General features: G+C 75.4%; 16 protein-coding genes. 8 read left to right on the forward strand and 8 right to left on the reverse strand.

What is annotated here, in order from left to right; translation table 11 throughout:
• The first annotated feature begins 1,011 nt into the window (after positions 1–1,011).
• On the forward strand, positions 1,012–4,119 hold the full coding sequence (locus tag LPA54_RS05340) for a sacsin N-terminal ATP-binding-like domain-containing protein (RefSeq protein WP_228974267.1): 3,108 nt from the start codon (positions 1,012–1,014) through the stop codon (positions 4,117–4,119).
• Between the two features lie 118 nt (positions 4,120–4,237).
• Here the strand turns inward: LPA54_RS05340 and LPA54_RS05345 are convergent, their stop codons facing one another.
• Both LPA54_RS05345 and LPA54_RS05350 read right to left on the reverse strand, forming a co-directional pair.
• Positions 4,238–6,667 carry an HAD-IC family P-type ATPase gene (locus tag LPA54_RS05345; protein ID WP_228974270.1) on the reverse strand — a complete coding sequence of 810 codons (2,430 nt, stop codon included), beginning with the start codon at positions 6,665–6,667 and terminating at the stop codon, positions 4,238–4,240.
• A 262-nt stretch (positions 6,668–6,929) separates the two neighbouring features.
• Positions 6,930–7,193, reverse strand: a complete 264-nt coding sequence (locus LPA54_RS05350) for a DUF2530 domain-containing protein (protein WP_228974271.1) — start codon at positions 7,191–7,193, stop codon at positions 6,930–6,932.
• A gap of 171 nt (positions 7,194–7,364) precedes the next feature.
• Here LPA54_RS05350 and LPA54_RS05355 point away from each other — a divergent pair, with 171 nt between their 5' ends.
• Entirely contained in the window at positions 7,365–8,813 is a 1,449-nt protein-coding gene (locus LPA54_RS05355; RefSeq protein ID WP_228974273.1) for an NCS2 family permease, read from the forward strand.
• Between the two features lie 185 nt (positions 8,814–8,998).
• On the opposite strand, the gene LPA54_RS05360 is transcribed toward LPA54_RS05355, so the two are convergent.
• The gene (locus LPA54_RS05360) at positions 8,999–9,181 is read right to left on the reverse strand and encodes a BrnA antitoxin family protein (RefSeq protein WP_228974274.1); all 183 of its coding nucleotides are present in this window, start codon (positions 9,179–9,181) and stop codon (positions 8,999–9,001) included.
• A gap of 128 nt (positions 9,182–9,309) precedes the next feature.
• On the opposite strand from LPA54_RS05360, the gene LPA54_RS05365 reads away from it, so the two are divergent.
• The 4 genes from LPA54_RS05365 to LPA54_RS05380 all read left to right on the forward strand — a co-directional run bounded on the left by LPA54_RS05365 (position 9,310) and on the right by LPA54_RS05380 (position 13,002).
• Entirely contained in the window at positions 9,310–9,762 is a 453-nt protein-coding gene (locus LPA54_RS05365; protein WP_228974276.1) for a MarR family winged helix-turn-helix transcriptional regulator, read from the forward strand.
• Between the two features lie 28 nt (positions 9,763–9,790).
• On the forward strand, positions 9,791–11,176 hold the full coding sequence (locus LPA54_RS05370) for an MFS transporter (RefSeq protein ID WP_228974277.1): 1,386 nt from the start codon (positions 9,791–9,793) through the stop codon (positions 11,174–11,176).
• Positions 11,177–11,188: 12 nt separating this feature from the next.
• The gene (gene thpR / locus LPA54_RS05375) at positions 11,189–11,758 is read left to right on the forward strand and encodes an RNA 2',3'-cyclic phosphodiesterase (protein WP_228974279.1); all 570 of its coding nucleotides are present in this window, start codon (positions 11,189–11,191) and stop codon (positions 11,756–11,758) included.
• Between the two features lie 254 nt (positions 11,759–12,012).
• On the forward strand, positions 12,013–13,002 hold the full coding sequence (locus LPA54_RS05380) for an aldo/keto reductase (protein WP_228974281.1): 990 nt from the start codon (positions 12,013–12,015) through the stop codon (positions 13,000–13,002).
• Between the two features lie 120 nt (positions 13,003–13,122).
• Here LPA54_RS05380 and LPA54_RS05385 read toward each other — a convergent pair whose 3' ends face one another.
• Positions 13,123–13,416 (reverse strand): DUF3303 family protein, encoded by a 294-nt coding sequence (locus LPA54_RS05385; protein WP_228974283.1) that lies wholly within the window; start codon positions 13,414–13,416, stop codon positions 13,123–13,125.
• 205 nt (positions 13,417–13,621) lie between these two features.
• On the opposite strand from LPA54_RS05385, the gene LPA54_RS05390 reads away from it, so the two are divergent.
• Positions 13,622–15,340 carry a hypothetical protein gene (locus tag LPA54_RS05390; RefSeq protein WP_228974403.1) on the forward strand — a complete coding sequence of 573 codons (1,719 nt, stop codon included), beginning with the start codon at positions 13,622–13,624 and terminating at the stop codon, positions 15,338–15,340.
• A gap of 16 nt (positions 15,341–15,356) precedes the next feature.
• Complete coding sequence (locus LPA54_RS05395) at positions 15,357–16,136, forward strand: DUF4239 domain-containing protein (protein ID WP_228974285.1); 780 nt, start codon at positions 15,357–15,359, stop codon at positions 16,134–16,136.
• A 297-nt stretch (positions 16,137–16,433) separates the two neighbouring features.
• On the opposite strand, the gene LPA54_RS05400 is transcribed toward LPA54_RS05395, so the two are convergent.
• The 4 genes from LPA54_RS05400 to LPA54_RS05415 all read right to left on the reverse strand — a co-directional run bounded on the left by LPA54_RS05400 (position 16,434) and on the right by LPA54_RS05415 (position 23,645).
• Complete coding sequence (locus LPA54_RS05400) at positions 16,434–16,637, reverse strand: hypothetical protein (protein WP_228974288.1); 204 nt, start codon at positions 16,635–16,637, stop codon at positions 16,434–16,436.
• A 248-nt stretch (positions 16,638–16,885) separates the two neighbouring features.
• Positions 16,886–19,003, reverse strand: coding sequence for a trypsin-like serine protease (locus tag LPA54_RS05405; protein ID WP_228974289.1), 2,118 nt, complete (start codon positions 19,001–19,003; stop codon positions 16,886–16,888).
• A 122-nt stretch (positions 19,004–19,125) separates the two neighbouring features.
• Complete coding sequence (locus LPA54_RS05410) at positions 19,126–19,587, reverse strand: hypothetical protein (protein WP_228974291.1); 462 nt, start codon at positions 19,585–19,587, stop codon at positions 19,126–19,128.
• Between the two features lie 65 nt (positions 19,588–19,652).
• Positions 19,653–23,645: a polymorphic toxin-type HINT domain-containing protein gene (locus LPA54_RS05415; protein WP_228974293.1), complete on the reverse strand. Its 3,993-nt coding sequence runs from the start codon at positions 23,643–23,645 to the stop codon at positions 19,653–19,655.
• Positions 23,646–23,768: the final 123 nt, after the last annotated feature.

The raw sequence follows: 23,768 nt of genomic DNA on the forward strand, positions 1-23,768 counted from the left end.
CCGCACGCCTTGGGGCACCCGCTGAGCCCCGCACGCCCTGGCGCGCGCCGCCGCGCCTGGCCCGCCGGCCCGGACGCGGCACTCCGCCCGGTCACGCCGCGCGTGCTCGGGCCCCGGCCCCGTGTCATGGCCCCCAGCCGGCCCGGGACCTCGCACTCCTCCGCGGCGGGCCGCGTCCCCCGGGGCTCGGCGCTCCCGCGCCGTGGGCATGCGTTCCGCCAGGGGCGGAACGGGCGGGCACGGCGGAGCCGGGCGGTGCGCGGCTGCCGGGCCGGTACGCCCTGGGGCGCGACGTGCCGCGGGAGGGCACCGTCCCGTTGTGCCCACCCGTTCCGCCCCAGCGGAACGACTGCCCACAACGGCGGCAACGGTGACCGACCCGACGCGCACCGCCCACGGCGCACAGGCGGGACCCACCCACCCCACAGGCGGGACCCACCCGGGCGGGACGACCGCCCACAACGGCACCAACCGTCACCGACCCGACCGGCACCGCCCACGACGCACGGGCCGGACCGACCCGGGCGGGACGACCGCCCACAACGGCGGCGACCCTGACCGGCCCGACCGGCACCGCCCACGGCGCACGGGCGGGACCCACCCACCCCACAGGCGGGACCCGCCCACAACGGCGGCGGCCGTGGTGGCCCGGCCCGTAGCGACGCGACCCGCACCGCCCCGGGCGCACACGCGGAACCCCCGCCCCACGCGGGACGCGGCCCAGCGGAACGACCGCCCACAACGGCGGCGACCGTGACCGACCCGGCCCGTACCGCCCCAGGGGGACCCGCCTCCCCACGGGCGGGGAGCCGCGCCCCACGGCGGCCGTGGCGGGCCAGGCCCGTACCGGGCCCGGCGCGACGGTCGTCGGGGCGCGTCGGTGGGCGCGGCTTCCCGGGGATCTTCGAGAGCTCCGCACACCGCCTCCACCAGGCCGTTCAGGGGTGCGTACGGGCGCGCGGTACCTTCGGCCGGAGACCGGTTCGTACGTCGAGGAGAGCGGAGCACATCGTGAGCGTGAGGGCGACGGCGGCGGGCGAGGGCGCCGACCCGTTCGGGACCGCGCGGCTGCGGCGCGGGGTGCTCGACGCGTGGGGGGCCGGACCCGCGCGGTTCCGGGAGGACGCCAACGCCGAGGAGGAGCTGAGCCTCGGCGGCTACCGCGACCGGCTGGTCGTCGAGTTGGCGCAGAACGCCGCCGACGCGGCCGCCCGCGCCGGCGTCCCCGGCCGGCTCCGGCTCGCCCTGCACCCGGCGGACGCGGACGGCCCGGCCGTCCTCGCCGCCGCCAACACCGGCGCCCCGCTCGACGCGACGGGCGTCGAGTCGCTCTCCACGCTCCGCGCCTCCGCCAAGCGCGAGGGCCACGAGGGCGCGGTCGGCCGGTTCGGCGTCGGCTTCGCCGCGGTCCTCGCGGTGAGCGACGAACCGGCCGTCATCGGCCGCCACGGCGGGGTCCGCTGGTCCCTCGCCGAGGCCCGCGACCTGGCCGCCCGCGCCGCGCAGGCCAGCCCCGGCCTCGGCGACGAGCTGCGCCGCCGCGACGGCCACGTGCCGCTGCTGCGGCTGCCGCTGCCCGCCGAGGGCGCCCCGCCCGCCGGGTACGACACGGTCGTCGTGCTGCCGCTGCGCGACGCCGCCGCCGTCGACCTCGTGGAACGGCTCCTGGCCGGGGTGGGCGACGCGCTGCTCCTCACCCTCCCGGGCCTCGCCGAGATCGTCGTGGAGACCCCGTCGGGCACGCGCACCCTCACGCGCGGGCAGGACGCGGCGTACACGGTCGTGGACGACTCCGCGCGCGGCACCGCCCGCTGGCGGACCGTCACCCGCACCGGGCCGATCCCGCCCGAGCTGCTGAAGGACCGCCCCGTCGAGGAGCGCCTGCGCCCGCACTGGTCGGTCACCTGGGCCGTCCCGGTCGACGGGGAAGGCGCGCCCGTCCGCCCCGGCACCACGCCCGTCGTGCACGCGCCGACCCCCACCGACGAGCCGCTGACGCTGCCGGCGCTGCTCATCGCGTCGTTCCCGCTGGACTCCACGCGCCGCCACCCCGCCCCGGGCCCCCTGAGCGACTTCGTCGTGGCGCGGGCGGCCGACGCGTACGTCGAACTCCTCGCCGACTGGCGCCCGGTGTCCACCGGCACCCTCGACCTGGTGCCCGGCCCGCTCGGCAAGGGCGTCCTCGACGGCGCCGTCCGCGGCGCGATCCTCGAACTCCTCCCCCGCGTGCCCTTCCTGGCCCCGGCGGCGCCCTCGGAGGAGTTGGCCGCGCTGCGCCCGTTCGAGGCGGAGGTCGTCGAGGGGGCGGGCGCCGAGACGGTGCGCGTCCTGGCGGAGGTCCTCCCGACGCTGCTCCCGGCCGGCCTGGAGCGGCGCTCCGAGCTGCGCGCGCTGGGCGTGGCCCGGCTGCCGCTCGGGGACGCCGTCGACCGGCTCGCGGGTGCCGAACGCGACCCCGGGTGGTGGTACCGGCTGTACGACTCGCTCGCCGGCGTCGACCCCGACCGCCTCACCGGGCTGCCGGTGCCGCTCACCGACGGCCGCACCGCGATCGGCCCCCGCCAGGTCCTCCTGCCGCTGGCGGACACCCCCGCGGACCTGGCCCGGCTCGGTCTGAAGGTGGCGCACCCGGACGCCGCCCACCCGCTGCTGGAGAAGCTGGGCGCCCTCCCGGCGACCCCGCGCGCGGTCCTCACCACCCCGCAGGTACGGGCGGCGGTCGCGGCCTCCCTCGACGCCGACGAGGCGTGGGACGACGACGCCATGGACGCCGAGGAGCTGGCGGACACGGTCCTCGCACTGGTCCGGGACGCCGGTCTGGAACCGGGCGACGAGCCGTGGCTCGGCGCGCTGGCCCTGCCCGACGAGGACGGGGAGCCCGCCCCGGCCGGCGAGCTGGTCCTGCCGGGCAGCCCCTTCGCGTCCGTGCTGCGCCCCGGCGAACTGGCCCTGTGCGACGAGGAGCTGGCGGAGCGCTGGGGCGAGCAGCCGCTCGCGGCCTGCGGGGTGCTGGCCGACTTCGCGCTCGTCCGGGCCGCGGACGTCGTCCTGGACCCGGACGAGCTGGAGCCGCGCGACGCGGACTACCCCGAACCGGACGACGCCGGCCTCCTCGACGCGGTCGACGTGTGGTGCGAGGACGTCCTGGACCGGCTCCCCGAGACCCCCGTCCCGCCGGTCGCCACGGAGCTGGTCGCCGTACGCGACCTGGACCTCGTCGACGACGACGCCTGGCCGCGCGCGCTGGCCCTGCTGTCCCGGCCGCCGCTGCGGGACGCGCTGACCCAGCCGGTGCGGGTCCTCCTGCCGGACGGCACGACGCGGACCGTCCGCCCGTACACCGCCTGGTGGCTGCGCGACCATCCGGTCCTCGACGGCCGCCGCCCCGCCGGGCTGCGCGCGGCGGGCGCCGACCCGCTGCTGGAGGGCCTGTACGAGTCGGTCGACACGACCGGCTTCGACGACGCGCAGGTGCTGCGCGCCCTGGGCGTGCGGACGTCGGTGGCGGCGCTGCTCGACGAGCCGGGCGGCGCGGCCGAGCTGCTCGGGCGGCTCGCCGACCCGGACCGCGAGGTGACGGGCGACCGGCTGCACGCCCTGTACACGGCGCTGGCGGAGCTGGATCCGGAGCAGGTGACGCTCCCGGACGAGCTGCGCGCGGTCGTGGACGGCGAGGTCCGCGTGGTGGACGCGGCGGACGCGGTGGTGGCCGACGCCCCCGACCTGCTGCCGCTGGCGTCCGGGGTGCCGCTGCTGCCGGTGGCGCCGGCGCGGGCCGCGGACCTGGCGGAGCTGCTCCAGGTGCGGCGGCTGAGCGGGACGGTACGGGCGGAGGTCGCCTCGGACGGCGAGGAGCACGCCGTCCCGCCGGCGGTCCTCACCCTGCTGGGGCCCGGCACGCCGCGGGTGTACGTGGAGCACGAGGAGCTGGTGGCGGGCGGCACGGAGCTGGACTGGCGGCTCACCCCGGACGGCACGCTGCACGCGGCGACGCTGGAGGGCGTGGCGGCCGGCCTGGCGTGGGCGGCGGGGCAGTGGCCGCGCCGGTTCGAGGTGGCGGCGCTGCTGGAGGACCCCTCGCGCACGGAGGAGCTGGCGCGGGACCGCTGGTTCGACTGAGCCGACCGGGCGGTACGGACGCGCCCGCCGCGCCCGTACCGCCCCCGTCCGTGACCGCCCGCCGCGCCCGTACCGCCTCTGCCGCCGGCAGCGCCCGTGCCGCCCGTGACCGCCCGGCCTACGCCGGGACCCTGCGGTCGACCCAGCGCCAGGCGCCCTCCAGCAGCGCGGCGGCCGCGGCGGCGATGCCGACGGCGGCCCACGGCATCGTCGTGCCGACCAGCCGCAGGGCGAAGAACTCCTGGAGCCACGGCACGACGAGGACCACCAGGAACCCGCCGGCCATCGCCGCGACCAGCCCGACCCGCCACCAGGTGTAGGGGCGGGCGATGATCGCCAGCACCCACAGGGAGACGAGGAACAGGGTGAGGGTCGCGGCGCTCGTCTCCGCGGCGAGCGCCTCCGGCCCGCTGTAGTGGGCGCCGGCGAGCAGGTACGTGGTGAAGGTGGCCGCGGCGGCGATCAGCCCGGCCGGCACCGCGTACCGCATGACGCGCCGCACGAAGTGCGGCTGGGCCCGTTCGGTGTTGGGCGCCAGCGCCAGGAAGAAGGCCGGCACCCCGATGGTGAGCGTCGACAGCAGGGTCAGGTGGCGCGGCAGGAAGGGGTACTCGACCTGCGCGGCCACGACGAGGACGGCGAGCAGCACCGAGTAGACGGTCTTGGTGAGGAACAGCGTCGCGACGCGCGTGATGTTGCCGATGACCCGCCGCCCCTCCGCGACGACCGAGGGCAGGGTGGCGAAGCTGTTGTCGAGGAGCACGATCTGGGCGACGGCCTTGGTGGCCTCGGAGCCGCTGCCCATGCTGACGCCGATGTCGGCGTCCTTGAGGGCGAGGACGTCGTTGACGCCGTCGCCGGTCATGGCGACGGTGTGGCCGCGGGACTGGAGCGCCCCGACCATGTCGCGCTTCTGCTGCGGGGTGACCCGTCCGAAGACGGCCCCGTCCTCCAGGGCGGCGGCCATGGGCTCCCGCTCCTGCGGCAGCCGCCGGGCGTCCACGGTCCGGTCGGCGCCGGGCAGGCCCAGCTTGGTGGCGACGGCCCCGACGGAGACGGCGTTGTCGCCGGAGACCACCTTGGCGGCGACGTCCTGGTCGGCGAAGTAGGCGAGGGTGTCGGCGGCGTCGGGCCGCAGCCGCTGTTCGAGGACGACGAGCGCGGTGGGCTGCGCCTTCGCCGTGATGTGGGGGTCGTCGAGGTCGCCGCCGACCCGGGCGAGGAGCAGGACGCGCAGGCCCTGCCGGTTGAGCCCGTCGATGTCGTCGAGGACGGGGTCGCCGTCGGGGAGCAGCACGTCCGGCGCGCCGAGGAGCCAGGCGCTGGTCTGCCCGTCGCCCTCGCTGAACGCGGCGCCGCTGTACTTGCGCGCGGAGGAGAACGGCAGGGCCTCGGTGCAGCGCCAGTCGTCGTTGTCCGGGTAGGCGTCGACGATGGCCCGCAGGGAGGCGTTGGGCCGGGGGTCGGACTCGCCGAGGGCGCCGAGCACCTTCCGTACGTACGCCTCGTCGGCGCCGCCCAGCGGGCGCAGCTCGGTGACGTCCATGCCGCCCTCGGTGAGGGTGCCGGTCTTGTCGAGGCAGACGACGTCGACGCGGGCGAGGCCCTCGATCGCCGGGAGCTCCTGGACGAGGCACTGCTTGCGGCCGAGGCGGATGACGCCGATGGCGAAGGCGACGGAGGTGAGCAGCACCAGCCCCTCGGGGATCATCGGCACGATGCCGCCGACGGTCCGGGCGACGGAGTTCCTGACGTCGGTGTCCTTGACGACGAGCTGGCTGATGACGAGGGCGGTGGCGGTGGGGACCATCATCCACGTCACGTACTTGAGGATGGTGGAGATGCCCGAGCGCAGCTCGGAGTGGACGAGGGTGAAGCGGGACGCCTCCTCGGCGAGCTGGGCGGCGTAGGCGGCGCGGCCGACCTTGGTGGCGGTGAAGGCGCCGCCGCCCGCGACGACGAAGCTGCCCGACATGACGGTGTCGCCGGGCTTCTTGAGGACGGGGTCGGCCTCGCCGGTGAGCAGGGACTCGTCGACCTCCAGGCTGTCGGCCTCGGCGACGGTCCCGTCGACGGGGATCTTGTCGCCCGGTCCGAGTTCGATGAGGTCCCCGAGCACGATGTCGGACGTCGGCACCTCGGTGGCGGCGCCGTCGCGGCGGACGGTCGGGCGGGTCTCCCCGAGGACGGCGAGGCCGTCGAGGGTCTTCTTGGCCCTCAGCTCCTGGATGATGCCGATGCCGGTGTTGGCGACGATGACGAACCCGAAGAGGCTGTCCTGGATGGGGGCGACCGCCAACATGATCACCCAGAGGACGCCGATGAGGGCGTTGAAGCGGGTGAGGACGTTGCCCCGGACGATGTCGAGGGTGGAGCGGGAGGAGCGGACGGGGATGTCGTTGACCTCGCCCCGCTCGACCCGGTCGGCGACCTCGGCGGCCGTCAGCCCCCCGGGCCGGTACGGCACGTCCGGCTCCGCGCCGGCCCCCACGGTCGTTCCCCCGGGCACGCCCTCGGTCGCGTCCTCGGTCCTGGCACGCTGCGTCATGGTTCCGACGGTACGGGTCGCGGGCGCCGATCACCCCCCGGGCGCGGAGGAGATCCGACCACGGGAGGACGGGAACCCTCCCCCGGTCGTACACGGGTGCGACCCGGGCCCGGGCCCGGGCCCGGGCCCGGGTCGGCTCGGCCGCGGGCGCGTCGGCTCGCGCCGGGTCGGCCGCGGGCGTCAGGTACCAGGCGCCGGGGGCCGGGGCGTCGTGGTCGGGGGGCGGCCGCCGGGGTCCGGGTCGGGAGCGGGCGCCCGGGGGTCAGGCTTCGGTCGGGGTGCCGGCCTCGGCGCGGCGGATCGCGGCCTCGCGACGGCGGACGTACCAGATGCCGAGCAGGCCGAGGCCGCCGCCGGCGAGGCAGGTCCACACCCACCAGTCGATGCCGCGGTCGGCGAACCAGCCGTAGAAGGGCAGCTGGACGAGGAAGAGGGCGAACCAGAGGATCGTGCCGCCGGTGATGGTGGCGACCACGGGCCCCTCAAGGGGCTCGGGTGCCTCGTGCCTGGGGGTCCACTTCGCCATGGCGCCATCGTATGCGGCCCGGAGGTCTACGCGCGGAGATAGCGATCACCGAGTCATATGTTCATACTGAAACGGTTTGCCGTCGACCGGTTCCCTTCGTACGAAGACACGAAAGCGACCGGATCGCCCCGGCGGACCACCACCCCCGCCCCCCGCACCACGAGGTTCCGCATGCCCTCCACGGTCTCCGCCACCCCGGACGCGCCCGAGCAGCCGCCGAGCGGTACCGGCAGCGCCCTGGACCGCTTCTTCAAGGTCTCGGCGCGCGGCTCCACCATCGCCCGGGAGGTCCGCGGCGGCTTCGCGACCTTCTTCGCGATGGCCTACATCATCGTGCTGAACCCGATCATCCTCGGCAGCGCCAAGGACATGTACGGCCACCAGCTGGACAGCGGCGAGCTGGTCACGGCGACGGTGCTGAGCGCCGCCTTCGCCACGCTCCTCATGGGCGTCATCGGCAACGTGCCCATCGCCCTCGCCGCCGGCCTGGGCGTGAACACGGTCGTCGCCCTCCAGCTGGCGCCCCGCATGGCGTGGGCGGACGCGATGGGCATGGTGGTCCTCGCCGGCCTCGTCGTGATGCTGCTGGTCGCCACGGGCCTGCGCGAGCGGGTGATGAACGCCGTACCGGTCGGCCTGCGCAAGGGCATCGCCATCGGCATCGGCCTGTTCATCATGCTGATCGGGCTCGTCGACTCCGGTTTCGTCTCCCGCATCCCGGACGCCGCCCACACCACCGTCCCGCTCCAGCTCGGCGCGGACGGCCACCTCGGCGGCTGGCCGATCCTGATCTTCGCCCTGGGCACGCTGCTGACGCTGGCGCTGCTCGTGCGCAAGGTGCCGGGCGCGATCCTCATCTCCATCGTCGCCATGACGGCCCTCGCCATGGTGGTGCACGCCTTCGCGGAGGTGCCGTCCTGGGGCCTGACGACGCCCGAGTGGCCCGGCAACCCGGTGGCCTCCCCCGACTTCGGCCTCCTGGGGCAGGTCAGCCTCTTCGGCGGCTTCTCCAAGGTCGGCCTGCTGACCGGCTGCCTCTTCGTCTTCACCGTCCTGCTGTCCTGCTTCTTCGACGCGATGGGCACGATCCTCGGCGTCGGCGACGAGGCGGGGCTGATGGACGAGAAGGGCGAGTTCCCCGGCATCAACCGCGTCCTGCTCGTGGACGGCCTGGCCGTCGCCGCGGGCGGCGCCACCTCGTCCTCGGCGACCACCTGCTACGTGGAGTCGACGGCGGGCGTCGGCGAGGGCGCCCGCACCGGGCTCGCCTCCGTGGTCACGGGCGGCCTCTTCACGGTGGCGCTCTTCCTCACGCCGCTCGCCACGATGGTCCCGTCCCAGGCGGCGACGCCCGCGCTGGTCGCGGTCGGCTTCCTCATCCTCGCCGGCTCCGTGCGGGACATCGACTGGAGCGACTTCACCATCGCGGTGCCGGCGTTCCTGGCGATGGTGATGATGCCGTTCACCTACTCGATCACCAACGGCATCGGCATCGGCTTCATCGCCTTCTCCGTGCTGCGCCTGGCCGCCGGGCGCGGCCGGGAGGTCCCGGTCGCGATGTACGCGGTGTCGGGCGTGTTCGTCTTCTACTACGCGATGCCCGCCCTGGGCCTCACCTGACCGCCCCCGCGGGCCGGCCCGAAAGGCGCCGGCCCGCGGCCGTGGCCCCGCCCGTACGCCCGGCCGGGCCCTACGCCCCGGCGCCGCCCGTCCGCTCCGGCGCCGCCGCGCCGCCCGTCCGCTCCGGCCCCGCCCGTCCCCACGGCCGCGTCCATGCGCCGGGGCCGGGCCGCACCGGTAGCGGGCTACGTCACGCCGTAGAACTTCTCCGTCTCGTCGACGGCCGCGCTGAAGCGCTCGTCGAAGTCCTCGCGGACCAGCGTCCGGACCACGTAGTCCTGGACGCTCATCCCCCTCCTGGCCGCATGCTGCCGGACGCGGTCGAGCAGCTCCCCGTCCACGCGCAGGCTGAGCACCGTCGATCCCATGCCGGACAGAGTCGCGCCACGACCGTCGCCCGCGTGTCGCTTTTCGGTCACTTTTCACTCTTTCGAGTGACGCACCCCTCAGATAATCCGACTGGTCTTTAGACAGGGTAATGAGTTACCCTAAAGAGATGCCTGACCTGTCCAGCGGCGGACCCGGCAACGAGGCCGACGCCGCCGCCGTGAACGCGCTCCGCTCCTCCGTCATGCGGCTGTCGCGACGCCTGAAGCACCAGCGCGTCGACGAGTCGCTGAGCCCCACCGAGATGTCGGTGCTGGGCACCCTCGCCCGCTGCGGCTCGGCCACCCCCGGGGAGCTGGCCCGCAGGGAGCACGTGCAGCCGCCGTCGATGACCCGCATCGTCGCCCTGCTGGAGGGCAAGGGACTGGTCCGGCTGGAGCCGCACCCGGACGACCGCCGGCAGAAGGTGGTCACGCGGACCGAGCGGGCCCAGGCCATGCTGGAGGAGTCCCGCCGCAAGCGGAACGCCTGGCTGGCCTCGCTCGCGGAGGGGCTGGACGAGGACGAGTGGGCCCGGCTGCGCGCCGCCGCCCCGGTCCTGGAGAAGCTCGCGCACCTGTAGGACGACCGAACAGAGGAGGCGACCCCTTTTGAGGACGGGAACCGGAGAACACTCCGCCCCCGGACACAACCCCGACCACGACACCACCCGCGCACCCCGCGCACCCCGCTCCGGCGGCACGTTCTCCTCCCTCCGGGTGCGGAACTACCGCCTCTTCTTCACCGGCGCCATCGTCTCCAACACGGGGACCTGGATGGCGCGCATCACCCAGGACTGGCTGGTGCTGAGCCTCACCGGCTCCGCCGCCGCCGTCGGCATCACCACCGCCCTGCAGTTCCTGCCCATGCTCCTCTTCGGCCTGTACGGCGGCGTCATCGCCGACCGGTACCCGAAGCGGCGGCTGCTCCTGCTCAGCCAGGCGGCCCTCGGCCTGTGCGGGCTCACCCTCGCGGCGCTGACCCTCTCCGGGCACGTCCAGGTGTGGCACGTCTACCTGGTCGCCTTCCTCCTCGGCATGGTCACGGTCGTCGACAACCCGACCCGGCAGTCCTTCGTCTCCGAGATGGTCGGCCCCGCCCACCTGCGCAACGCCGTCAGCCTCAACTCGGCCAACTTCCAGTCCGCCCGCCTCGTCGGCCCCGCCGTCGCCGGTCTGCTCATCGCGTCCGTCGGCAGCGGCTGGGCGTTCCTGGTCAACGGCCTGTCGTTCCTCGCCCCGCTCACCGCCCTGCTGCTGATGCGCACCGCCGAACTCCACCCGGTGGCCCGCGTCCCGCGCGGCAAGGGCCAGCTCCGCGAGGGGCTGCGGTACGTCGCCGGGCGGCCGGAGCTGATCTGGCCGATCGCGCTCGTCGGCTTCGTCGGCACCTTCGGCTTCAACTTCCCGATCTGGCTCACCGCCTTCGCGGACGGCGTGTTCCACGTCGGCCCCGGCACGTACGGCCTGATGAACACCCTGATGGCGGTCGGCTCCCTCGCCGGCGCGCTCCTCTCCGCCCGGCGCGGCACGTCCCGGCTGCGCATGCTGGTCGGGGCCGCCGTGGTCTTCGGCGTCCTGGAGGTGACGGCCGCGGTGACGCCCAGCTTCTGGATGTTCATGCTGCTGCTCGTCCCCATCGGGATGTTCGGCCTGACGGTGAACGTCACGGCGAACTCGTTCGTCCAGCTCGCCACCGACCCGGCCATGCGGGGCCGCGTGATGAGCCTGTACATGATGGTGTTCGCCGGCGGCACCCCGCTGGGCGCGCCCCTCGTGGGCTGGGTCACCGACACCTACGGCGCCCGCGTCGGCTTCGCGACGGGCGGCGTCGTCTCGCTGGCAGCGGCCGCACTGATCGGGTTCGCGCTCTCCCGCGCGGCCGGGCTGCGAGTCCGCGTCGAGCTGCGGCGCGGCCGCCTGGTGCGCCACCCGCACGTCCACGTCGTGCCCCGCGAAGGGCGTGAACGAGCCGGTCACCTCGCCGCCACCGCGTGACAGACTCGCCCCATGAGGCTTTTCGCTGCCGTGCTGCCGCCCCCCGCGGCGGTCGGTGAACTGGCCGCGCTCGTCGACCGGTTGCGGACCCTGCCGGACGCCGGCGGACTGCGCTGGACGGACCGGGCCGGCTGGCACTACACGCTCGCGTTCATGGGCGAGGTGGAGGAGGCCCGGCTCCCCGAGCTGACCGAGCGCCTCGCCCGCGCCGCGCACCGCACCCCGTCCTTCCCGCTGCGGGTGCACGGCGGCGGGCGGTTCGCCCGCCGCGCCCTGTGGGCGGGCGCCGCGGGCGGCCTGGACGACCTGCGGCTCCTCGCCGAGCGCGCGGACGCGGCGGCGCGGCGGGCCGGGGTGGCGATGGAGGAGCACCGCCGCTACCAGGCCCACCTCACCCTGGCCCGCAGCCGCGAGGACACCGACCTGCGGCCCTTCGTGGCGGAGCTCGAACACTTCAAGGGCTCGCGTTGGGAGGTCACCGAGCTCGCCCTCGTCCGCAGCGACCTCCCCGTCTCCGGGGTGCCCGGCGAGGGGCCCCGGTACGAGACGGTCGGGGCGTGGCCGCTGGGCGGCACCCGCTGAGCGCCGGTTAACCTCGAGGGGTGGAACCGAAGACCCGAAACCGGATCATGGCCGTCGTGCTCGTCCTGATGTTCGCGATCATCGCGGTGGCGTCGCTCGGCGGCCAGTAGCCCCGGCGGCCCCCGGCCGACCCGCCCGGCCCCGCCCCTCGCCCCGCCGTGCCCCGTCCCGCCCCGCGCCCGCCGCCGGGCCGGACGGGGGCCTCGCCGACCGGTCTTGCCTGGAGCGGACTCCAGGCAGTTGGCTTGTGCCCCATGAAGTACACGCAGCTCGGACGCACCGGACTCAAGGTCAGCCGACTCGTCCTCGGCACGATGAACTTCGGACCGCAGACGGACGAACCCACCAGCCACGCCATCCTGGACGCCGCGCTCGACGCGGGCCTGAACTTCGTGGACACCGCCAACGTCTACGGATGGGGCGAGAACAAGGGCCGCACCGAGGAGATCCTCGGCTCGTGGTTCGCCCAGGGCGGCGGCCGGCGCGAGAAGACGGTCCTCGCCACCAAGGTCTACGGATCCATGTCCCCCGACGGCGAGACGTGGCCCAACCACGACCGGCTGTCGGCCGTGAACATCCGGCGAGCCGTCGACGCCAGCCTCAAGCGGCTCCGCACCGACCACATCGACCTGTACCAGTTCCACCACGTCGACCGCCGCACCCCCTTCGAGGAGATCTGGCAGGCCGTCGACGTCCTCGTCCAGCAGGGCAAGATCCTCTACGCGGGCTCCTCCAACTTCCCCGGCTACAAGATCGCCCAGGCGAACGAGACCGCCGCCCGCCGCGGCATGCTCGGCCTGGTCAGCGAGCAGTGCCTGTACAACCTCGCCGAGCGGCGCGCCGAGATGGAGGTCGTCCCGGCCGCGCGGGAGTACGGACTCGGCGTCATCCCGTGGTCGCCGCTGCACGGCGGCCTGCTGGGCGGGGTGCTCCGCAAGGAGGTCGAGGGCGGCCGGCGCGCCTCGGGCCGGTCCGCCGACGCCCTGGCCGTCTCCTCCGTACGCGCCCAGGTCCAGGCGTACGAGGACCTGCTGGACAAGCACGGCCTGGCCCCCGGGGAGGTGGCCCTCGCCTGGCTGCTGACCCGGCCCGGCGTCACCGGCCCGATCGTCGGCCCGCGCACACCGGAGCAGCTGGACAGCGCGCTGCGCGCCCTGGAGCTGGAGCTCGACGAAGAGGTGCTCACCGGGCTGGACGAGATCTTCCCCGGCCCCGGGCCCTCCCCGGAGGCGTTCGCCTGGTGACGGCGCGGACCCGGCCCCGGACGCCCGGTGTTGAGGACGAGGACGCGGGTCGGGCTGGTCAGGGTGGCGGTGCATTCTGTCGTCACGGGTGGGGCGGGGCCGGGGGCAGGCGGGGGCCGGTCAGCCGGACAGGTCGCCCAGGCCCCGCTGGAGGTCCTCGATGTTCATGCAGGGGCGGATCTCGATCTCCGCGCCCAGCTCCTGGAAGAGCGGCTCGCTGATCACCGGGAGCTGGGCGGAGTCCTGCATGTCGAAGACCATGTAGCAGCTGCGCCGTCCCGCGTGGGACGTGAAGTACACCGCCTCCGGCCGCAGCCGGTCCGTCATCCGGCGGACCACGTCGCCGACGCGTCCCTCGCGGACGGCTTCATTGCCCATCGACGTGTCCATCGTGGCGTGCAGCAGCATGCGCATGGTGCGGTCTCCTCAGGATCGGCGGTCGGTGCCTCACCCGCCAGCGTCGGCGCACCCCCGCACGGCCACCAGCGGGCTTCGGCCATCGCGGTGCTTTCGCGCACGGCCGGCCCAGTCCGGGTGTCGCCGCGCCCCCGCCCCGGCGGACGCTGACCGGGGCGCGCCCCAGCGGTGGCGGCGGCAGTCCGGCGGAAGGAGGGCCCGTATGACGGTCAGGCGGACGCTCCTCGTCGGTTCGCTGCCCCTGGTCCTGGTCGCACTGCTCCTGTCGGCGCACACCGCCCCCCGGGCCGCCGCCGACGGAGCCGGCGGCACGGGGGCGCTGCGGCTCTCCGTCACCGTCAACGGCCGGCCGGGCCGCGGCGCCGAGCACCCCGGCATCCGCGTCGGCCACCCCGTCGTCAAGCGGTACACCCTCACCAACCGCTCCGGCGCCGACCTGCACCGCGTCACCGTCACCGACCCGGCGGCGCCCGGCGCCGCCCTGCGCTGCCCGGGCGGCCCCGGCTTCTGGATGCGCGGCATGACCAGCGTCGTGTGCACCTCGCGGGTCCCCGCCGCGCCCGGCCGGCACACCGCGAACGTCACGGCCCGCGCCGTGGTCCCCTCCATCGGGCTGCGTCCCACCGCCACCGCCACCGCCGGGTACACCGGGGTGGCCGGGGGCCTGGCCGTCGCCGGGGCGGTGCGCGCGGTGGTCGGCGACAGCGCGGTCATCCAGTACGCCGTCGCCAACCCCGGCAACCGGCCCGTGTACGGGCTGCGGCTCACCGACCCCGTCATGCCGCCGGGGGCGCGCCTCGACTGCGCGGGCCGCCCGGCACCCCCGACGGTGCTCCCCGCCGGGGGCCGCGCCTCCTGCCTCGTCCACCTGACGGGCCTGCGCCCCGGCACCTACCACACGGCCGTCGAGGCGCGGGCCGGCGACCGGCTGTCGACGCTCGGTCCGCGCGGCGGGCTGGTGGGGCCGCCGCCACTGCTGGCCCGCGCGCCGCTGTCACCGTTCACCATTCCGCCGCCGCCCCCGCCGCCCCCGCCCCGCCCCGCCCCGGTGCCGCCGGCTCCGGGAGCACCGGGAGCACCGGGAGTCCCGGGAGTACCGGGTGCCCCCGGATCGCCGGCAGTGCCGGGTGTTCCCGGAGCGCCCGAGGCTCCTGGAGCACCCGGAGCGCCGGCCGTCCCCGGAGCGCCCCCGCCAGGAATTCCGGGTGCCCCCGCAGCGCCGGGCCGTGCGGTACCGGGCACTGCTCCCGGCGCGGTGCCAGGCGCGGCGGCCCCCGGGACGGCGGCAGCGGCAGCGGCGGCAGCGGCGGCGGCGGCAGCCGCTGCGGCCGGCGCGGTGCCGGGCGCGGCCGCCGGTGCGGCCGGTGCTGGTGCGGCGGCGGGTGCCGGCGCGGCAGCCGGTGCCGGTGCGGCGGCGGGCGCCGGCGCGGCAGCCGGTGCCGGTGCAGCAGCCGGTGCCGGTGCGGCGGCGGGTGCCGGTGCCGGTGCCGGTGCGGCGGCAGGTGCCGGTGCCGGTGCGGCGGCGGGCGCCGGCGCGGCAGCCGGTGCCGGTGCCGGTGCGGCAGCGGGTGCTGGAGCGGGCGCCGGGGCAGGTGCCGGAGCGGGTGCGGGCGCCGGAGCGGGAGCGGGTGCGGGTGCGGGCGCGGGCGCCGGTGCCGGCGCGGGCGTCGCCCCCGGCACCGCGCCGGGCACCGCGCCCGGTACCGCGCCCGGGGTCACCGGCCGTGACCCCGCCGCGCCCCGTACCCCCGCCCGCCCGCAGCGCCCCTCCGCGCAGCCGCCGGACCTCGGGCACCTGCTGTCCGCGCGGGCCCGGTCCGCCTCCGGCGACGGAGACTCCGGGCTCCCCCCGGCCCTCTACCTCCTGCTCCTGCTCCTGCCCGCGGCCGTCGTGGTCGTCTTCGCGGCCCGCCGCCTCTGACCGAAGGGCGCCCTGGATGAACCCCGTCATCGAAGCCCTCCTCCTCGGGCTTTTCGGCGCCCTGCTCGCCGCCGGCGTGGTGATCGCCTGGCACCGCTACAGGCCCGGCGCCCGGGACGGCGAGGGCGAGGAGGAGAGCGGCGAGACCGCCGCCGAGTACATGTCGATGATGATCGCGCTCCTCTACGCGATGCTGCTCGGCCTGGCCCTCGTCTCCGTCTGGGACCTGCGCGCCGAGGCCGGCAGCAGCACCGCCGAGGAGGCGGGCGCCCTCCACCAGGTCACCGTCCTCGCCGAGGGGCTGCCGCCCGAGCAGCGCCGGCGCGTCGAGGGCCTCACCCAGCAGTACGCCGAGCACGTCGTACGCGTGGAGTGGCCGCTGATGAACCGGCACGAGGACCTCGGCGACACCGGCTGGGACCTGCTGCGCCGGCTGCACGCCGACGCCGCCGCCCCGGCGGACGCCACCGCGGCCCAGCAGGTCAACGCGGTGGAGGTGCTCGCCCAGCTCGGCACCGTCGACGAGGCCCGCCGCACCCGCGAGGCGAGCGCCCAGGACACCCTGTCACCGGTGCTCTCGGTCGGGCTGATCGTCGGGGCGGTCCTCTCCGTCTGGATCCTGTTCTTCTTCGGCGTCGGACGCAGCCTGAGCCAACTGGTCATGACCATGGGCATGGTCGCCCTGACCGTCTTCCTCGGCTACCTGATCCACCAGCTGTCGATGCCGTTCGGAGATGTGGCAGGCGTCAGCACCGATCCCTTCACCCGCTACTTCCCCGTCCCGGGCGCGGACTGAGGGAAGCCGTGCCGATCAGCGCGCTCTCCCGGTTCATGGCCCGCACCCGAGCGCGCAGGACCACGTCCGGCGGTGCCGGGGCGGCCGTGTCCGGAGGGCAGTCCCACTCGCGTCCGCCCCCCGCCGGGCGGAGTTGGACGTACCCGCCGACGTGCCCCATCACCTGGCCCACCCGCCCGTCGCGCGTATCGACCGCGTACGACCCGACCCCGCTCGCCCCGACCCCGCTCGCCCCGCGCCCACTGGGCCCGGCCGCCGGCGACGCCCCCAGCGCCGGCAGCGCCCCGTCCGCCGGACTCACTTGCGCGCCCCCCGCAGCGCGCCCGCCAGGCGGACCGCCGTGTCGAGGTTGCACCGGCCCAGTTCGATGAGCGGGTGGGACACCTCGTTCGCCACCGTCACCAGGTCGACCCGCAGCGACGGCAGGACCACCCCCACCTCGCGCAGCTCGTCCCGCAACGTCGCCACCGCCTCCTCCGCCGCCCGAAGCCGCTCCTTCATGCCACGCACCTCCATACGCCGAGTACTCGCATTCCATACACAGCGTGGTCAAAGTCCCGGCACCCTGAACGGAGTCGGCGCACCGACAACCCCATCTGGCTAACGGCAGTTGCGCCGAGCCCGCCCCGGAAGTCCTCCGCCGCTGCGGTCACGCAGAGTTCTGCCCGCGCGGGGGAACGCGCCCGGAACGCGCGGCAGGCCGGTACGGGAACCCCGTACCGGCCTGCCGGCCCCGCCTGTGCGGTGGATCAGCCGCTGTACGGCTTCACGAAGCGCGTCTGCGCGTAGAGGAAGCTGTTCGGCTTCGACTCCCAGCCGAGCAGGGCGCCGTTGAAGCCGGCGTCCGGCCTCGCCGTCCAGGTCCACATCTTCACGACGCCGGTCGAGGCGTAGTGGTACATGGCGCCCAGGTCGTCACGGCCGTCGCCGTTGTAGTCGCCGACGACCAGCTGGAGGGCGGAGGTGTCGAGGTCGCCGCTGAGCGACAGCTTCACCGTCGGGCCGAAGGCGGTCTTCGTCGACAGCAGCGTGTTGCCGGTGACCTTGCCGTTGTCGTACCAGAACATCAGGTCGTCCAGGCGGTCGCCGTCGAAGTCGCCGACGTGCGGCTGGGCCTTGTTCCAGTCGTACGTGGTGGCGGCCGGGCCGGTCCACCAGACCTGCGGGGCGGTGAAGACACCGGCGGCCGTGGTCGGGAAGACGTACTGCTTGATGGAGTTGTCGCCCTGGCCGTAGAAGACGCCGAGCTCGTCGCGGCCGTTCCCGTCGAAGTCACCGGTGACGAACTTCGCGCGGGCGCGGGTCCAGGTGCCGGACGGAGCGGACCACGTCGACTCGACCATGCGGTCGAAGCCGCCCGTGGCGTTGGCGGCGAAGGTGTGGATCTTCGTGACGCCGGTCGTCTTGTCGACGTTCCACAGCGCGATGTCGTCGCGGCCGTCGCCGTTGAAGTCACCGGCCTGCGGGGTCATGTTGCTGTAGTGGAAGGTGCCGTGGCCGGCGACGACCGCCCACACCTGCACGGGCTGGGCGAAGGTGCCGTCCGCCTTGCCGGTCGCCAGGAACATCTTGACGCTGGTGTCGGAGTAGCCCTCGACGAAGGCGAGGTCGGTGCGGCCGTCACCGGTGAAGTCGCCCGTGACGCGCTTCTGGTACTCGGCGCGCCACTCGTTCGGCTTCGACGCGTACGTCTTGGTGAACGCGCCGATCCGGCCGTCCTCCCCGCCGCCGAAGGTGTACGTGGCGTCCGTGCCCTCCGCGAAGTCGTACCAGGCCGTCATGTCGCTGCGCCCGTCGACGTCGAGGTCGCCCCGGATCGCGGTGCCGCTGGACCACACGGTGGCGCCGGCGGAGGTGCGGACGACGACGTTGCCGCGGTCCTGGACGACCAGGGAGCCGCCGGCGGCGCTGGTGCCCGACTGCCACAGGGTGGCGGTGTCCGCGGCGTCGCGCACGACGAGGTTGCCGTCCGCGCCGAGGACGGCGGTGGCGCCCGGGTTGCCGCCCGTACCGGTCGACCACAGGACGTTCCCGGCGCGGCCGGAGACGACGAGGTCGCCGTCGGCCTGCATCGTCAGCCGGGACGTCGCCGAGACGAGGACGTCACCCGACCGCAGGCGCTGTCCGGCGGCGAGCTGGGAGCGGAAGGCGAAGCCGTCGACGCGGGCGGCGAACGCGCCGGTGCGGGTCTCCGTCTCCGGCATGCCGAAGCAGCCGCCCTGCCACGAGCGGGTATTGACGCCGACCAGCTCGACACCGCCGCCGGAACGCTGCCGCAGGACCGGGCCGCCGGTGTCGCCGGCGCAGACCGCGTCGTTCGCGGTGGCGCCGGTCAGGGCGAGGGTACGGGCGTCGACGGAGTCCACGCCGAAGGTCGCCGCGTGCAGCCGGTCCGGCCGCCACTCGGTCTTCGTCCGGCCGAAGCCGGCCGACTTCAGGGTCTGGCCCGCGGCCGCCGGCGTGGTGGCCACCGGCACCGGGGTGATGCCGGTCGCCGGGGTGGCCAGGCGCACCAGGGCCGAACCGCCGGCCTCGCGCGGGATGACCTCGACGACCTCGCTGACGTGACCGCCCGTCCCCGCCAGGTCGTTGCGGCCGATGGTGGCGACCGTCTTCAGCGCGGGCTTGCCGACCTTGACGTCACCGCCCGCCAGCGGGTCGGCCGCGAAGCAGGCGGCGGCGGTCAGCACCCACGAGGCGTCGATCAGCGCGCCGGAGCAGGCGCGCGTCTGCTCGCCCTCGCCGATCTGCAGGTTCGCGGTGAACGCGTACGAGGCGTCGGTGACGGCGGCGCCGACCACCGCGTTCGCGGGTATGGCCGTGCCGAGCAGGCCGGTGGCGACACCGGCGGTGAGGACGCCTGTCATCCAGGCGGGTCGGTGGGATCTACCGAACACGAAAGGGTTCCAATCGGTTGGGATACGGAAAGGCGGACGGTCGGGGGGGGGCGGGGGCGGACGCTCCCGAGCGCGGGGCGCCTCGCCCGGCGCTAGGTCCTGTCCCGGTCCGCGAGCGGCCCGAAGGGGTTCTCCAGGCCGCGGAGCTCCTCCACCGCGGCGCCGAGGAAACGCAGCGCCTCCCCCAGGCCGACCCCGTCGACCTGCCGCTCCCAGAGGACGGACGGACCCTCCGGGAGATCGGCGACGGGGTGGTCGAGGTAGGCGTCGACGGCGACGCGGGCGGAGCTGTGGGGGGTGGAGACGGTGAGCCGCGCGACGAGGTCGACCTCGTGGGTCAGCGCGTAGTCGGGCGTGATCCCCACCACGAAGCGGTGCAGCAGCGACACCTCGACCGAGCCGTCCTCGCGGCGGTCGGTGAGCAGCTCGTGGGAGAGCTCGCGGTGGTCGCCGAGGGCGGCGCCGTGGAGGAGCAGTTCGCTCGTGTGTCCGCGCAGCCGGTCGTGAAGGCGGTCAAGCTCTTGGAGGAACTCCAGGATCTCGTCGTGTGCCATGCGGCCTTCCGTTTCTCGGGTGGCGGGCGGCCCCGGGAGCGTCCCCGGGGCCGCCCGCCGGGTGACTAGCTGGCCATCAGGGTGTGGACGACCCACGTTCCCTTGTGGCCGCCCTCGCCCTTGTCGACGCGCCGGATGAGGAGTTCGAGCGTGTACGCGTCCTTGACGTTGCCGTCCTTGTCGGCGACCCGTCCGATCGGCTTGTCGAACTTCTTCTTGATGATCCTCTCGGCGCCGCGCGCGTTCTTCGCGGCCCACTTGGTGAGGTCGACGTTGGCGATCACGGCGTCGATGCTCTGCTGCGCCGTGGCCGGGTCGAGGCTGGACGCCTTGCCGCCCTTGAGCGTCGGCGCGCGGTCCTTGAGGGCCTGGTCGTCGAGGCCCACGTGGTCCTTGGCGTGGCCGCCGGCGATGTTGTAGTCCTTGTTCAGGTTGCCGCAGTTGTGGACGAGCAGCGGCGCGTCGCCGGCGAACGCGTAGTAGGTGCGCAGGCCCTTGACGGACAGGTTGTACACCGTCTCCGCCTCGGTCCACGTGCGCGTGCCGACCACCTCGACGGTGGTGCCGTCCGGGGTGCGCAGGTCCGCGCCGGGACGGAGGTCACCGGCGTCGACCCACGCCTGCCGGTCGACCGCCCAGAACGGGTGGTTGCCGGTGGCGGTGACGGTTCCCGTGGCGTCGCCGCGGTCGCCGTCGGTGTCGACGGTCAGCCGGACCAGGGTCTTGCGGCCGTGGCCGACGATGACGTCCTCGACTTCGCGGGCGTCCGTGCGGCCGCTGGCGGGGTCGGTGGCGACGACCCGGTCGCCGACACGGATGGCGCTGATGGGGGCGCTGGTGCCGTCGGCCTTCGCGACCCGCGTGGTGGCGGTGAAGCTGTTGGGCACCTTGCACGGGGGCGGGCTGCCCTTGCCGAAGAGGCCCTTGAAGAAGTCGACGGCCTTGTCGCCCCACTTGCCGAACTTGACGGCGGAGGCGCCGTACCCGGCGATCGGAATGGCCGAGCCGCAGGACAGGCCGGCGTTCAGCGCGTCGCCCTCGGCGCCGTACCAGGCGCAGTTGGCGCCGTCGGCGGCCTCGCCGATGCCGGGGACCAGACCGCCGACGTCGAGGAGGAAGTGGCCGGTCTCCGACAGGATGTCCCAGCCGTCGCTGCCCTCGGCCTCCGCGTTGGCCGCGGCGATGATGGCGGCGTTGTCCTTCATCTCGTTGATGCGCCGGCGCTCCTCCGCCTCGGCGCGCCGCTTCGCGGCCTCCTCCTGCTTGCGCAGGACGATGAAGGCGGCGTACGCCTCCTTCTGCGCCTTGTCGGCGGCCTCGGCGTCCTTGCCGGCGGCGGTCGCCGAGGCGCGCGCCGCGTTGGCGGAGGCCCAGGCGTCGTCGGCGGAGTAGCGGGCGGACGCCGCGGACTCGGCGGCGCGGGCCGCGGAGGCGGTGGCCTCGCGGGCCGCCTCCTTCGCTTCGGCCTCGGCGGCGCGCGCGACCTTGGCGGACGCGGCGGCCTCGTTGGCGGACTTCTGCGCGGCGTCGGCCGACTTGCGGGCGTCGTCGGCGTGCTTCTTGGCCTCGTCGGCGGAGTTCTTCGCCTTCTTCGCCCAGTCGTTGGCCTCGGCGGCGGCCTTGCGGGCGAGGGCGGCGACCCGGGCCGCCTCCGCGGCCTGCTGCTGGGCCGTCGCGGCGGAGACGGCGGCCTGCGCGATCAGCTGCCGGACGGCGGCCGTGTGGGTCGCGGCGAGCTGGTCCTTGCGCTTGGCCTTGTACTGGCCGACCGCGACGAAGTGGTGCAGCAGCTGCGGCGGGCCCTCCAGGGCGATCCGCGCGGCGGCCTTCACCTCCGGGCCGCCGGTGTCGAGCAGCGTCGCGGCCTGGACGCGGTCGTCCTCGGTGCGGGCCGCGTACTGGCCGGTGGTGATGAAGGAGCGGAGCTTCTCCGACGAGCCGTCGTTCAGCGCGGCCTGCGCGGCGGCGTTGACGCCCTTGCCCGCGTCGTCGCTGATCGAGATGACGCGTACCCGGTAGTCGTCCGCCGCGGCCTCGTGCTGCCCGGTGGCGAGGAACGCGTGGACCTTCGCCGCGTCACCGCCGAGGGTGTCGAGGGCGGCGGCGCGGACGGCCGGCGACTCGGCCTCGTCGGCGAGGCGCTCGACACGCACCACCTCGTCCATCTCGGCGGCCTGGTCGCGGCCGGTGCGGACGTAGTCCACGACGGCGGCGTCCGAACCGGCCAGCGCCGCCTGGGCGGAGGCGGTGGCCCACGGGCCGCTGTACTTCATCGTGGCGACGGCGACGGCGCGGCCCTTGGCGGCGACCGCCGCCGGGTCCGTGCCCGGCTGCGCTGCCTCGGCGGCCAGCCGGTCGGCCTCGGCGGTGAGCCTCGCCGCCTCGGCGCTCCGGTCGGTCTGCGCCTTGCGGCGCTCGTCGTCGGCGGCCTTCAGGTCCCGGGCCCGTTCGACGGCGGCCGTCGTGCGGGTCTCCAGGTCCTCCTGCTCCGACTTGCGCGCCAGGTCGTAGATCTTGCGCGCCTTCACCACGGCGTTGGTGGCGACGTCGGCGGCCTTCTTCGCCTCGGCGGCGTGCGCCGTGGACTCCTTGGCGGCCTTCGTCGCGTCACCGGCGTGCTTGGCGGCCTCCTCGGCGGCCGCCGCGGCCTTCTCGGCGTGCGCGGCGGCGTCGTTGGCGGCGTCCCGCGCCTCGAAGGCGGCGGCCGCGGACTCGCGGGCCAGGCTCTCGGCGGCGTTCGCGGCGCGCGTCGCCTCGGCGGCGTGGCGGCGGGCCGTGGCGGCGGCGGCCGCGGCCTTGGCGGAGTGCGCCCCGGCCGCGTCGGCGTGGCCGCTCGCCTGGGAGGCGGCGTTCGCGGCGGCGTCGGCGTTGGCGCCGGCGCTCGCGGCGGCCTTGGCGGCGTCACCGGCGGCGAGCGCGGCGACACCCGCCTGGAAGGCGGCCTCGGAGGCGAGCTTCGCGCCCTTCGCGGCGGTGCGGGCCTCCTCGGCGGCCTTGCGGGCGGCGGACGCCTCCCCCGCGTCGGTGGCGGCGGCCGCGGCGGCGCCCCGGGCGCGCGAGGCGGCCTGCGCGGCCGCGGCGGCGGCCGAGGCGGCCTGCGAGGCGGCCGCGGCGGCGACGCGGGCGGAGGCGTTCGCGGCGCGGGCCGCGCTGATGGCCTGCTGCGCGGCGGCGGCGGCGCCGCGGGCGGCGGTCGCGGCCCGGTTGGCGGCGTTCGCGGCGCGCTTGGAGTCCTTGCGGGCGGCCTCGGTCTCCGCCGCAGCCTTCAGCGCCGCCTCCTTGGCGAGCTTCGAGGCGGCGACGGCGCGGGCGGACGCCTCCTTCGCGGCCTCCGTCTCCCGCTTGGCCTGCTCGCCGGCGGCCTTGGCCTGCGCGGCGAGCTGGGCGACGGAGGCGCGCTCCTGGTCGCGGGCGCGCGCCACGTGCTGTCCGACCTCCAGGAACTCCCGGACGTCGTGGACGGAGCCCTCCATGGCGAGCGACGCGGCCGCCTTCGTGGCGGCGCCGCCGGAGGCCATGATCTGCATCAGCTTCACGCGGTCGTCGGCCTCGCGCGCGCTGTGCTGGGTGTAGTCGAGGAACTGGCGTACGTCCTCGATGGTGCCGGCGAGCGCGGTCTGGCCGGCCTCGCGGACACCGCGGCCGCCCTCGTTCATCAGCCGGGCGACCTCGACGCGCTGGTCGTCCTCCAGCGGCTTCTGCCAGCCGGTCCGGAGGAAGGCGTCGAGGTCCTGGGGCGACTTGTCGAGCGCGGCCTGCGCCGCCTCACGGACGCCCTTGCCACCCAGCGAGATCATCTGAAGGGCCGTCACACGGTCGTCGTGCAGCTCCGTGACGCTCTTCTCGCTGTCGAGGAAGCGCCGCACGTCGGCGTCGGTCCCCATCAGCGCGGCCTCGGCGGCGGCCTTCACGCCGGGCCCGCCGGTCTTCCACAGTTCCACGACCCGGCCGCGGTCGGTGTCCGGGAGCGGACTGCCCTCCACTGTCGCGGTACCCCCCGCGCCCGGCTCGTCCGCGAAGGCCGGGGCCGCGCCCACGGTCCCCGCGGCCAGTGCCATGGAGAGCGTGCCGACGCACAGCGCGCGTAGCGCGCGTCCCCGCTTCCCCCCTGATCCGTACACGTTCCATCCCCTCATCGAGCGGGACCGGCCTGGTCACGGCCGGTTCCCCGACGCTCGGAA

This window comes from Streptomyces sp. DH12, assembly GCF_020873895.1.
Taxonomy (GTDB): domain Bacteria; phylum Actinomycetota; class Actinomycetes; order Streptomycetales; family Streptomycetaceae; genus Streptomyces.

Bases quoted from the DNA above. Each gene is read 5' to 3' on its own strand.
- LPA54_RS05345 (WP_228974270.1), bottom strand. From the start codon at position 6,667: ATGACGCAGCGTGCCAGGACCGAGGACGCGACCGAGGGCGTGCCCGGG.
- LPA54_RS05350 (WP_228974271.1), bottom strand. From the start codon at position 7,193: ATGGCGAAGTGGACCCCCAGGCACGAGGCACCCGAGCCCCTTGAGGGG.
- LPA54_RS05355 (WP_228974273.1), top strand. From the start codon at position 7,365: ATGCCCTCCACGGTCTCCGCCACCCCGGACGCGCCCGAGCAGCCGCCG.
- LPA54_RS05360 (WP_228974274.1), bottom strand. From the start codon at position 9,181: ATGGGATCGACGGTGCTCAGCCTGCGCGTGGACGGGGAGCTGCTCGAC.
- LPA54_RS05365 (WP_228974276.1), top strand. From the start codon at position 9,310: ATGCCTGACCTGTCCAGCGGCGGACCCGGCAACGAGGCCGACGCCGCC.
- thpR (WP_228974279.1), top strand. From the start codon at position 11,189: ATGAGGCTTTTCGCTGCCGTGCTGCCGCCCCCCGCGGCGGTCGGTGAA.
- LPA54_RS05380 (WP_228974281.1), top strand. From the start codon at position 12,013: ATGAAGTACACGCAGCTCGGACGCACCGGACTCAAGGTCAGCCGACTC.
- LPA54_RS05385 (WP_228974283.1), bottom strand. From the start codon at position 13,416: ATGCGCATGCTGCTGCACGCCACGATGGACACGTCGATGGGCAATGAA.
- LPA54_RS05390 (WP_228974403.1), top strand. From the start codon at position 13,622: ATGACGGTCAGGCGGACGCTCCTCGTCGGTTCGCTGCCCCTGGTCCTG.
- LPA54_RS05395 (WP_228974285.1), top strand. From the start codon at position 15,357: ATGAACCCCGTCATCGAAGCCCTCCTCCTCGGGCTTTTCGGCGCCCTG.
- LPA54_RS05400 (WP_228974288.1), bottom strand. From the start codon at position 16,637: ATGAAGGAGCGGCTTCGGGCGGCGGAGGAGGCGGTGGCGACGTTGCGG.
- LPA54_RS05405 (WP_228974289.1), bottom strand. From the start codon at position 19,003: ATGACAGGCGTCCTCACCGCCGGTGTCGCCACCGGCCTGCTCGGCACG.
- LPA54_RS05410 (WP_228974291.1), bottom strand. From the start codon at position 19,587: ATGGCACACGACGAGATCCTGGAGTTCCTCCAAGAGCTTGACCGCCTT.
- LPA54_RS05415 (WP_228974293.1), bottom strand. From the start codon at position 23,645: ATGGCACTGGCCGCGGGGACCGTGGGCGCGGCCCCGGCCTTCGCGGAC.